General features: G+C 44.6%; 5 protein-coding genes. All 5 read left to right on the top strand.

All coding sequences use genetic code 11. The annotated features are described in order from the left end of the window. Positions 1–13: 13 nt before the first annotated feature. The 5 genes from FSB76_RS00565 to FSB76_RS00585 all read left to right on the top strand — a co-directional run bounded on the left by FSB76_RS00565 (position 14) and on the right by FSB76_RS00585 (position 12,927). Positions 14–2,671, top strand: coding sequence for a non-ribosomal peptide synthetase (locus FSB76_RS00565; RefSeq protein ID WP_147051671.1), 2,658 nt, complete (start codon positions 14–16; stop codon positions 2,669–2,671). A 65-nt stretch (positions 2,672–2,736) separates the two neighbouring features. Then, on the top strand, positions 2,737–3,873 hold the full coding sequence (locus FSB76_RS00570) for an acyltransferase family protein (protein WP_147051672.1): 1,137 nt from the start codon (positions 2,737–2,739) through the stop codon (positions 3,871–3,873). 88 nt (positions 3,874–3,961) lie between these two features. Further along, positions 3,962–4,885 (top strand): glycosyltransferase family 2 protein, encoded by a 924-nt coding sequence (locus FSB76_RS00575; protein WP_147051673.1) that lies wholly within the window; start codon positions 3,962–3,964, stop codon positions 4,883–4,885. After that, positions 4,882–6,057, top strand: coding sequence for a glycosyltransferase family 2 protein (locus FSB76_RS00580; RefSeq protein ID WP_147051674.1), 1,176 nt, complete (start codon positions 4,882–4,884; stop codon positions 6,055–6,057). Before FSB76_RS00575 ends, FSB76_RS00580 begins: the two co-directional genes overlap by 4 nt. A gap of 240 nt (positions 6,058–6,297) precedes the next feature. Next, the gene (locus FSB76_RS00585; protein ID WP_147051675.1) at positions 6,298–12,927 is read left to right on the top strand and encodes a polyketide synthase; all 6,630 of its coding nucleotides are present in this window, start codon (positions 6,298–6,300) and stop codon (positions 12,925–12,927) included. Position 12,928: the final 1 nt, after the last annotated feature.

Consider the following 12,928-nt stretch of genomic DNA (forward strand, 5'->3'; position numbering starts at 1 on the left):
AAGATACCCCGATATGGAAGCTCACGAGAAAACAGATATTTTAAATTTGTTAAACAATACCGCGGCAGAATATCCTAAAAGTAAAGCGCTGCATCACCTTATTGCCGGGCAGGCAGCCACCACTCCCGATAAAACGGCGATTGTGTTTGAGGATCGCTCGTTAAGTTTTAAAAATGTGAACGAAGCTGCCAATAAATTGGCGAGGCATCTGCTCACCTATAATATCAAAACAGGCGACATCATAGGCCTGGCGCTTGATCGCTCGCCCGAAATGGTGATATCGTTGCTGGCTATTCTTAAAACGGGCGCTGCTTATGTTCCGCTTGATCCCGAGTATCCAAAAGATAGGGTTGAGTTTATGATGGAAGATTCGGCCGCCAAGGTTTTATTAACATCCGAAAAATTCAAAGGGCATTTTATATCGGTAGCGCAGGAAGTTTTGATTGAGGATGCCTTAAATAAATTTGACGATTATTCGGCCGATGATCCGGAAACAGTAGTTGGCGGTAACGATTTAGCCTATGTTTTATTTACTTCGGGCTCCACAGGGAAACCAAAAGGCGTACAGATAAAACACCATAACCTAGTTAACTTTTTACTAAGCATGGCAAAACAGCCCGGCCTTACCCCTGCCGATAACCTGCTTGCTGTAACTACCATTTCTTTTGATATTGCCGGCCTTGAACTGTTTTTACCTTTACTGGTTGGCGCAAAATTAATTGTTACCGATGCCATAACCGCAAAAGACGGCAGGGCGCTACTTGATCTTTGTGTAGCACAGCAAATTAGCGTAATGCAGGCTACGCCCTATACCTGGCGTGTAATGCTCGAGGCCGGATGGGAACAAAAACTACCGCTTAAAATACTTTGTGGAGGCGAGGCTTTACCAAAAGATTTAATTAACAAACTGAATGCCCGCAGCCTGGAACTGTGGAATATGTACGGGCCTACCGAAACCACCGTATGGTCGACAGTTAAGCTGATCCTGAACGATACGGATATTACCATCGGTAAACCTATCGATAATACACAGGTTTATATTCTTGACGAAAAGCTAAACAATTATACTGATGGCACTATAGGCGAGATTTACATAGGCGGAGATGGCGTAGCCAAAGGCTATTTAAACCGGCCCGAGCTTACAGCCGAGCGTTTTGTTGACGATATATTTTCGAACGTTGAAGGCAGCAAAATGTACCGCACCGGCGATCTTGGTAAAATACGTGAGGATGGCGAAATTATTTGCCTCGGCCGGATAGATCACCAGGTTAAGGTGCGTGGTTACCGCATTGAACTGGAAGAAATTGAACAAAACCTGCTCAAACAAAACAATGTTAAACAGGCGGTAGTTATTGCCCGCGAAGACATCCCAGGCAACCCACGGCTTGTTGCGTATATTATTGTTAATGAGCCTATAGCCGAACCGGATTTAAAGGCGCAGTTTGAAGCTTGGCAGCAAGGCCTGCTTGCTGTGTTACCAGAATATATGGTGCCCGATGATTTTGTTTTGATGGATGTAATCCCGATTACGCCCAATGGCAAAATTGATCGTAAAGCGCTGCCCAAACCCGACTATAGCAACATACAACGTACTGGCGAGTTTATAGCCCCACGCACTGCAAATGAAAAACTGGTTGCCGAAATATGGCAGGAAATGATGGAAATAAAAAGCATCAGCATTGCCGATAACTTTTTTGAGCTGGGAGGCCGTTCGTTGGTTGCAGTGAAGATTATGGCGCGGATTGAAAAGGAAACCAGCAAACGCCTGCCGCTTGCTACCCTGTTTGAACATGCAACCATCGAAAAACTTGCAGCGCGGCTGGATATCGATCCCGCATCAATAACCTGGGAATCGTTGGTGCACATTAAACCGGGCGGCAGCAAAATGCCTTTATATATTGTACATGGTGCAGGGCTAAATGTGTTGTTATTTAACGCACTGGCCATGAATATGGATGCCGATCAGCCGGTTTATGGCCTGCAGGCCAAAGGTTTGAACGGCATTGATGAGCCACTGGATGTAATGGAAGAAATTGCAGCCAATTACATAGCCGAAATTGTTGCGCAAAATCCCGACGGCCCGTATGCCCTTGCGGGATACTCGCTTGGTGGTATTATAGCTTATGAAATGGCCAACCAGATGATAGCTGCCGGCAGAGACGTTAAAATGCTGGCTATGTTTGATACCTACGCAGATATTTCAACGGTTAACGATCCTAAATTGAAAAAGATAGTTAACAAGGCATTGCTCACATTAAAACAGATTGGGCATACCTTCGTATTGCTTGCCGAAGATCCAAAACGTACTATTGAATATAAAAGCCTTATCCTAAAACGAAAACTCATTAAGTTCAGCTGGAAACTTTTCCCAGGCAAAGACGAAAAGAAAGAGGGCTTTTTTGCGTATGACAATGAAATAGACGAAGCAAGTGAAAAAGCTTTACGCAATTACGTTTTAAAACCTGTAAATATTGCCATCGAGCTATTCCGCGCCAAAAAACGCACTTTTTACATGGCCGATTTTAAATTCCTGGGATGGACGCCCTTTGCAATGAAAGGCGTAAACGTACATGAGATACCGGGCGAACATAACTCAATTTTTGCACCACCAAACGATAAAGAATTCGCAGTAGTATTGCAGGAATGTCTTGATAAGGCATCAAAAAATTAAATTGTAGTTGCGCCTGCGATTTAACTGTAGCTTATTAAAAGTTAAATTGCGATAAAGATGTATAAATGTCAGATACGCCATCATCAGAAGTTCCTGTAAAAAACAAAACAAGGGTTTTCTTTCCAAATTTAAACGGAGTGAGAGCCCTGGCTGCGTTGATGGTTGTTGTATCACATATCGAGCTGCATAAGATCCTTTTTCATGTAAGGCGGATCCCGGGTGTCGATCTTTTAAACTTCGGGAAAGCAGGTGTAAGTATTTTTTTTGCATTAAGCGGCTTTTTGATTACCTACCTCCTGCTGGAAGAACGGCGGAATTTTACGACCATCAATTTTAAAGGCTTTTACATACGCCGGCTTTTAAGAATCTGGCCCTTGTACTTCCTGGTTGTAGCAATAGGCTTTTCCTTTTTTGGCGGTTCAACTAATGCACTGTTGCTATCGGTTTTGTTTTTGCCAAACCTGGCCTTTTGTTTACAAATGCTGCCAGCTATTTACGATCCTATTTGGTCTATCGGTACAGAGGAGCAGTTTTATATTTTCCATCCTCACTTTTTCAGGATAAAAAAAACGGAGCACATCCTTTATGCTTTATGCATCTTCATCATTTGCATTTGGGCCTTACAATTAGTGGTTGACCATTTGGTTACCAACCATCCTGTATATTTGCCATTGCACCAGCTGATGTATTATTCCCGGTTTGATAATATGATGATTGGCGCTGTGATAGCCGTTTTGTACCACAACAAAAAACATCCCCAGTTCGATTTGAAAATCCAGAAACTGTTCAATAAAATTTTCAGGAAAAGGTACCAAATGGTTATCATGAATATTTTTTTGATATACCTGGTCATATACCTCCTTTATGACGTTGCTCATGGCGATGTTTTAATCGCTTTGTTTGCATCGTTACTTATCGTTAACCTGTGCGAAACCGAAAACGCTATTTTTTCATTCGATTATAAAATACTCCACTACGTAGGTAATATATCCTATGGAATGTACCTTTTACACAAATTTGTGCTGTTTTTGGTTTTATACCTGGTACAAAGGTACCTGACGCAGGGAAACCTGGTAACCGAAAATATAATTATTTACGGCTCAACAATAGCCTTAACCGTTGCCGTTGCCTCGGCCTCGTATTATGGTTATGAAAAGCCATTTTTAAGTATTAAGAAAAGGTTTCAAAAAATCACCCAATAATTATATGGTACAATTATTTATTGCCTGCGACACTCAACTTTCATTAAAATTAATCCGTACAACCACCGTAATCCCAGTATTAGCATAAATGAAAAAAGTTTCGGTTGTAACCATCAATTTTAACCAGGCGGCAGTTACTGAGGAACTGTTCGCTTCTATCGAAAAAACAAACACTTATGCCAGCCTGGAGATAATTGTGGTGGATAACGCAAGCAAAATAAACCCTGTTCCCGGCTGGCTGGTAAAATATCCCAATATCAAATCCATCCGGTCTGAAGCTAACCTGGGCTTTGCCGGGGGGAATAACCTGGGCATCAAACATGCCACGGGCGATTACATTTTCCTGGTAAACAACGATACCGAATTTACGCCCAACTTGTTAAACGAACTGGTTACCGTTTTGGACACCCATGACGACGTCGGCATCATCTCGCCCATGATAAAATATTATAGCGACAAAAGTTTAATTCAATATGCCGGTTATACGCAAATGGATTATTACACCTGCCGTAATAGTTGCATTGGTTTAAAGCAAAAAGACCAGGGGCAGTTTAACCACATCACAGGGCCAACAGCCTATTGCCACGGCGCAGCCATGATGATTAAAAAAGACGCCATTGACAAGGCCGGGCTTATGGCCGAAAACTTTTTCCTGTATTACGAAGAGGTAGACTGGTGCGAGATGATTAAAAGAGCCGGCTACGAAGCCTGGGTAAATACGGATGCATTGATATATCACAAAGAATCGATATCGGTTGGTAAAAAAAGTAAGCTTAAGGAGTATTTTATGAACCGTAACCGTATCCTGTTTACACGTCGTAACGCGCCCGGCTACAAAAAAACAGTCTTTTTTATTTATTTTCTGTTATTGGTGGTACCGCGCAACCTTATAGCCTATATTAATAATAAAAACTACGATTTTATACCCATGCTTTTTAAAGCAATCTGGTGGAACTTCACCCACTCAAAAAACAGTACTAACTTAGGTTACCCGATAAATACAATAGCATGAAAATAATTTTACTGTTAAGCCTTTTTATTGTTTTTTATACGTTTGCGGGCTACGGCATCCTGCTGTACTTTATCATAAAACTTAAAAGAATGGTTAGGGGGCCTAAAAAACCGATAGCCGAAGATTTAAGCATCCTCCCAACCTGTACACTGGTTGTGGCCGCCTATAACGAGGAGTTTTTTATAAAAGAAAAAATAGCCAATAGCCTATTGCTCAATTACCCGGCAGGAAAATTAAAAATTGTTTTTATAACCGATGGATCGTCTGACAGCACTCCGGAGATAATTGCCGGATATCCCCAGATCCAGCTTTTGCATCAGCCGCAGCGCGCCGGTAAAATAGCAGCCGTTCATCGTGCTATGGAGTTTGTGGATACCGATGCCGTTGTTTTTACCGATGCGAATACCTTTTTAAACAAAGACGCCCTGATAAAGATTTGCAGGCATTACGCCGACCCTACTGTTGGTGCGGTGGCTGGCGAAAAACGCGTGCATTTTGACGAGAATGCCGATGCAAGCGCTGCCGGCGAGGGTTTTTACTGGAAGTATGAATCTGCACTTAAAAAGTGGGATTCTGAATTATATTCGGTTGTCGGCGCAGCAGGCGAACTGTTCAGTGTACGGCGTTCACTTTACTTACCCGTACAGCCTGATACGGTATTGGACGATTTTATGATATCTATGCTGATTGCCGAAAAAGGCTACCGCATTGTTTACGAGCCCGAAGCGTACGCTACCGAAACCGCATCTGAAAATGTATCAGAAGAGTTAAAACGAAAAATCAGGATCGCTGCTGGCGGCATTCAATCAATATTGCGGCTAAAAAGTTTGTTTAATCCTTTCCCCTACCCAATCCTGTCGTTCCAGTACATCAGCCACCGGGTGTTACGATGGACAATTACGCCCTTCCTGCTCATTCTATCGTTTGTGCTGAATATTGCCCTGGCTTCAGAACCTGGCGCGGCAGGGTGGCAGTTGCTGTTGTTTGCACAGGTATTATTTTACCTGCTGGCATTTTTGGGCTACATCATGGAGAAGAAACAACTACGGGTAAAAATATTGTTTATCCCCTATTATTTTTGCGTAATGAACTATGCTGTTTTAGCCGGTATCATCAGGTATTTTACCACCACACAAAGTGCCGTTTGGGAAAAAGCACAACGCAAGCAATAGCAAAGAATATAGGATTTTAACTAATAATTTAAAAATTTCTTTAACTTAGCTAACACGGTTTACGTATAAAGTAAGCGGTATTTGTAATCAATTTTATTGGTACAAAACCAGCTTTTGCATTATTTGAAATACAAAAAATCACTATATTCAAAGCTTTTAAAGTAACCTGCACCATTATTTTAAACACCCCGATTATGATAACGATCAGGCAAGTTAACCAAGCTAACCTCATCAATTTTAATGAACATAAACCCCGGAAAAGAAGTTGAAGAAAGTTTAGGCAGTACTGTGTTTGTACACTATTTATTTGAGCAACAGCTTCAACAAAAGCCTGATGCACTGGCTGTTACTTTTGGTAACAGGCAACTTACTTACAGCCAGCTAAACCAGCAAGCCAATAACCTGGCCGCTGCTTTGTTATCACAATCGCGCAATTCGGCAGTTGTTGGGGTTAGTACAGTGCGGTGTGTTGAAACTATTATAAGTGTATTGGCCATACTTAAAGCCGGCAAAGCTTACCTACCGCTCGACCCGGATTACCCTAAAGACCGGCTGCAGCAAATAATTCTCGATTCTGGTGTTGATACTTGTTTAGTAACCGAAAAACAGCTGTCATTATTTGAATCGCTGCCCATAAATCTTCTTTTATCAGATAAAACCTATCCGGCAGCTCCATCAGTAAACCAACCTGGCGGCGATGCCTACGTATTATACACCTCGGGCTCAACAGGTACGCCAAAAGGCGTTTTAATGGGCCATGCGGCATTAGTCAACCTGCTTTTATGGCAGCGGGAGCATTCCATTGCAACAATAGGGACCAACACGCTACAATTTGCCCCGCTTACGTTTGATGTATCCTTCCAGGAAATATTTGCTACACTTACAACGGGTGGCACACTGGTGCTTATTGATGATGAATTACGTATCGACCCGGTAAAGCTTTTGCGTTGTATTGAAGATAACAGCATCAACCGGATTTTCCTGCCCTTTGTGGTGCTGCAATACTTAACCGAAGCTGCCATTGCCAACAACCATATCCCCGCCTGCATACGGGAGGTAATGACAGCGGGCGAGCAATTAAAAATTACGCCACAAATTACGGCTTTTTTTAAGGGATTGCCCGGCGCAGTTTTATACAACCAGTACGGCCCTACCGAAACCCATGTGGTTACGGAGTTAAAATTACATGGCGACCCTGCCCTATGGCCGGCATTACCAAGTATTGGCGTGCCGATAAGCCAAACCCAGATCCTGATTTTAGATGAAGCCCTTACACCTTTAGCAAAAGGCGAAACCGGCGAGCTTTGCGTTGCAGGCCTGAGCCTTGCAAATGGATACCTGAACAAACCAGGGCTAACGGCCGAAAAATTTACCGAAATAACGGTCGAAAATAAAATTACCCGCATTTACCGCACCGGCGATTTGGCCCGCTACTTACCCGATGGCAATATTGAATACTTTGGCCGTAAAGATACCCAGGTAAAAATCCGTGGCAACCGGGTAGAGTTGGGCGAGATTGAGGTGTTGCTCAATCAGCTCGGCAATATCCAACAATCGGTTGTTATTGCCCGCGAAGATGCAGCCGGTCAAAAGCGCCTTATAGCTTACCTGGTTTCGCAAACAGGCAAGCAGGATACAGCAGCCATAAGAGAAGCACTTGAGCAACAGCTGCCCGATTTTATGCTGCCATCGGCCTATGTATGGATAGATGAGCTTCCTAAAACCACCAGCGGCAAGATTGACAGAAAAGCGCTGCCCAACCCCGGTTTGGAACGGCCCGAACTTGCTGTATTGTATAAGGCCCCATCAACCCAGGCAGAAAAAAATATTACCGGTATATGGATAAGTTTATTGCAGTTAAACAAAATAGGGATCGACGATGATTTTTTCCTGTTGGGAGGCAACTCCCTGCTGGCCCTTAAAACTGTAGCTGCTTTAAAGCAGGAGTTAAACTTAGATGTGCCAATAACCAGGCTTTACCAGTACCCAACAATTAGCGGCCTCGTTAGCTTTTTAAGCGGCGGCAATAAGTCGGCCCCACTCCCATCTTTAATTAAAAAAAATACCGGGACTGCCAATCATGATGTAGCCATCATCGGCATGGCCGGCAGGTTTCCGGGCGCAAATACTATTGACGAATTTTGGCAGCTGCTTTCCGGCGGTAAAGAAGCCATCACCTTTTTCTCAGCCGATGAAATAGATAAATCAATCCCGGTAAGTGTTAAAAACGACGCTGCCTATGTAAAAGCACGGGGCATTATTGATAAGGCAGATGAATTTGATGCCGGTTTCTTCGGATTCAACCCGCGAAATGCGGAACTGATGGATCCGCAGCACCGCATATTTTTAGAAATAGCCTGGGAAGTGTTGGAAAAAACCGGCTACCTGCCGCAAAAATATGCAGGCGCTGTAGGTGTTTTTGCCGGCTGCGGCTACAATACCTATTACAATAACAACGTGTTAACCAACCCAGAAATAGTTGCACGTACAGGCCATTTCCAGGTTAGGTTACTTAACGAGAAAGACTATATAGCAACCCGCACCGCATTCCAGCTGAATTTAGAAGGGCCTGCTGTCGCGGTTTATGCTGCCTGCTCCACCTCCTTATTGGCCATTGCGCAGGCTGTAACCAGCATTCGCAACGGGCAATGCAACGTGGTTATCGCGGGTGCAGCTTCTGTTACCTCGCCTATCAACAGCGGGCATTTTTATGAGGAAGGTTCTATCATGAGTAAAGATGGACATACCCGTACTTTTGATGCCCAGGCTACCGGTACGGTATTTAGCGATGGCGCCGGGGTAGTGTTATTAAAATCATTAACCGATGCCAAAAGCGATGGCGATACCATTTACGCTGTAATTAAAGGCATAGGTATTAACAACGACGGTGCGGCTAAAAGCAGTTTTAGCGGCCCAAGCGCCCATGGACAGGCCGGGGCGATAGCTATGGCGATTGATGATGCCGGGATTGAAGCATCGGGCATTAGCTATGTAGAAGCCCATGGCACAGCTACACCGCTGGGCGATCCGATTGAGATAGAAGGTCTTAACCTGGCTTTTGGTACGCAGGATAAAAAACAATTTTGCGCAATAGGCTCTATAAAAAGTAATATGGGGCACCTTACAGCTGCCTCGGGCGTAGCGGGCTTAATAAAAACAGTTTTGGCTATGCGCCACAAACAAATCCCGCCATCGTTATTCTATAGCAACATCAACCCCAATATCAATATTGCCGATAGCCCCTTTTATATCAACAACAAGTTGAAGGATTGGGAAACTGATACCGTCCGCCGGGCAGGTGTAAGCTCATTTGGTGTAGGCGGTACTAACGTACATGTTATTGTTGAAGAATTTGAGGATACCCCCATTCAACCAGATGCAGGCAAGCCATTTAAACTTGTTACCTGGTCGGCCAAAACCGAAAGCAGCCTTAACGGTTATGCGGCAAAATTAGGCAGCTTTGTAAATGAAAACAAGGCGTTGAGCCTTGACGATATTGCTTACACCTTGCAAACTACCCGCGCCGGGTTTAACCAACGCAGGTTTATAGTTGCCGCCAGTAACGATGAGTTGGCAGCCAGGTTAAAAGCCTCGGAAACAGATCTGTCGGCATCAAAAAATTTAAAAACCGGTGTTACCGAGCTTGTATTTATGTTCCCCGGCCAGGGATCGCAGTATGCAAATATGGGGTTCAATTTGTACCAAACCGAACCTGTTTTTGCAACAGCCGTTGATGAATGCATGGCCCTGTTGAAAGGTACCATACATGAAAACCTGTTTGACATACTTTACCCTAAGGTTGCTGATAACCAGCTTGCCGAAAAAATAAAGCAAACACTTTATGCGCAGCCGGCCATATTTATTTTAGAATATGCAACAGCCAAACTCTGGATGAGCTTTGGCATACAACCCGGTGTGCTAATAGGCCATAGTGTAGGCGAATTTGTGGCCGCGCACCTGGCTGGAGTTTTTAGCCTTGCCGATGCCGTAAAATTGATTTCGGAAAGGGCGCGCCTGGTAAACAGCGTTCAGCCCGGCAGCATGCTCTCAGTACGTATGGAAGCCGAAAAACTGGCAGGTATATTGCCATCTAAATTATCAATAGCAGCCATAAACACCCGTAAACTTTGCGTTGTGGCAGGCCCCGCCAACACCATCAATTCCTTTGCCGGGCAATTGGCAGAACAGGGTATCCCGGCCAGGTTATTACTTACCAGCCATGCTTTTCATTCGGCCATGATGGATGATATCGTGGCGCCATTTGAAGAGGTTGTAAAATCAATAAAATTAAACCAGCCCATAAAACCCATCGTATCTACCGTAACCGGCAAGTGGATGAGCGCCGCCGAAGCTACCGACCCTGCTTACTGGTCGCAGCATCTCCGGAAAACAGTACGCTTTGCCCAGGCATTGGATACTTTACAGGAAGATGAAGTACGCCTTTACTTAGAAACAGGCCCGGGCACCATTTTAGCTACACTTGCCCGGCAGCACATTGTTAATAAGGCAGTGCCCGTTGTAGCCGGGTTTGAACAAAACGAAACCAATACCGAGTATAAATCCGTATTAAAGGCAGTAGGGCAACTATGGCTTAACGGTATTGAACCGTATTGGGAAAATATTTATAACCATCAGCAGCGCAACAAAACAGACCTGCCAACTTATGCTTTTGATCATAAACGTTACTGGCTTGAACCAGCCGTTACGCTAAACAAAGTTGAAACCATAGCCGAAGCTGCTGCACACCAGCCAGAACCTATTACACCCCAGATTATGCAAACGAGGAAAGATATATTGATTGATAAACTAAGGGCGATATTTGAAGACGCATCGGGCATCGAAATTGACGAAGCAGGCACCGGCTTAAGCTTCATCGAGATAGGCTTTGATTCGTTATCGCTTACGCAGATAGCTACCAACCTAAAAAAACAATTTAATGTACCTGTTACATTCCGTAAATTGTTTGAGGAGTATAACAGCCTGGTACTATTGGCATCGTATCTTGATGCAAACCTTGCTGCCGATTTGTTACAACCACAACCCGTTGCCCCCACCCATGCGGCGGCCACACAGCAGCCTGTATTTGCAATGCCTGCATTTTCAGGCAATGGTGCGCCAGCTAATAACAACGACCTGATAATCAATTTAATATCACAACAACTCCAGTTATTAAGTAACCAGTTAGCGCTAATACAGGGCGGCAGCGCACTGGTAGCGCCACCTGCACCTGCTTATAATTCGGCAACGCCGGCTATAACTCCTGCTAAGCCAGATCACCGGGAACCGGAACTTACCGCTGAGGAACAGATTGAGATAAAAAAGCCGTTTGGCGCAACGGCCCGGATAGAAAAACAAACCCTGGAGCTTACCGAAAAGCAATCGGCATTTTTAGATGATCTGACTATAAAATACAACGCCAAAACAAAAAGCAGCAAGGCGCAAACCCAAAAAGATCGCCCCTATATGGCCGATCCGAGGGTGGTAAGTGGTTTCAGGCCATTAACCAAGGAGGTTGTTTATCCTTTGGTGGTTAACAGATCAAAAGGGAGCCATGTATGGGATATTGACGGTAACGACTATGTTGATGCGCTTAACGGTTTTGGATCGAACCTTTTGGGTTACCAGGCCGATGTACTTAAAAAAGCGGTATTAGACCAGGTTGAAAAAGGCTACGAAATTGGCCCCCAGCATGAACTGGCGGGCGATGTTTGCAAACTGATTTGCGAGTTTACCAACTTTGACCGCGCTGCGCTTTGTAATACGGGCTCCGAAGCAGTTTTAGGTGCTATGCGTATTGCGCGTACGGTAACCGGCCGGTCAATCATAGTAGCCTTTAGCGGATCGTACCATGGCATTAATGACGAGGTGATTGTGCGCGGCACAAAGAAGTTAAAAACCGTACCTGCGGCGCCCGGTATTATGCCCGAGGTGGTACAGAATATGTTGATACTGGATTATGGCACCGAAGAATCGCTTAAAATTATAGCCGAAAGGGCGCACGAATTTGCCGCCGTACTGGTTGAACCGGTACAAAGCCGGCGGCCAGAATTTCAGCCCGTTGAATTCCTGCAAAAAGTTAGAGAGATTACCAGCCGTTCTGAAACCGTTTTGATATTCGACGAAGTAATTTCGGGCTTTAGGATGCATCCGGGCGGCGCACAGGCTATGTTTGGCATCAGGGCCGATTTGGGCACCTATGGTAAAGTAATTGGCGGTGGCATGCCTATTGGCGCCATTGCAGGCATCAGCAAATACATGGATGCACTGGATGGCGGTACCTGGCAGTACGGTGATGATTCGCAGCCCGAAGCCGGCGTAACTTATTTTGCCGGCACTTTTGTGCGGCATCCTTTGGCTTTGGCTGCCGGTAAGGCTACACTGCTTTATATGAAGGAAAAGGGCCCCGCCCTGCAGCAGGAATTGAATGACCGCACCAAACGCCTCTCTGATGCTTTAAACGCCATTTGCGAGGCCGAAGGTATACCTTTGTATTCGCCTTCTTTTGGATCCCTTTGGAAAATTAAATTTAAGTATGAATTGGCGTATGGCGAATTGCTGTTTACATTGATGCGCTTTAAAGGCATCCATATATGGGATTTGTTTCCGTGTTTTGTTACCGCGGCCCATACCGACGAAGAAATAGACCAGATTATTACCGCTTTTAAAGAAAGTGTTGCCGAGATGATTGAATCGGGTTTTATGCCATCAGAAAAACCGAAAACGGCAGTTAATACGCCGGTAAATTTGCCATCGGTGCCCCCTGTTCCCGGCGCAAAGCTTGGGCGCGATAAAGACGGCAACCCTGGCTGGTTTATCAGTGATAGCAACAATCCCGGAAAATTTTTACAAGTTAAGTTAAGCAGCAATTAAA

The organism is Mucilaginibacter ginsenosidivorax (genome assembly GCF_007971525.1).
Classification (GTDB): domain Bacteria; phylum Bacteroidota; class Bacteroidia; order Sphingobacteriales; family Sphingobacteriaceae; genus Mucilaginibacter; species Mucilaginibacter ginsenosidivorax.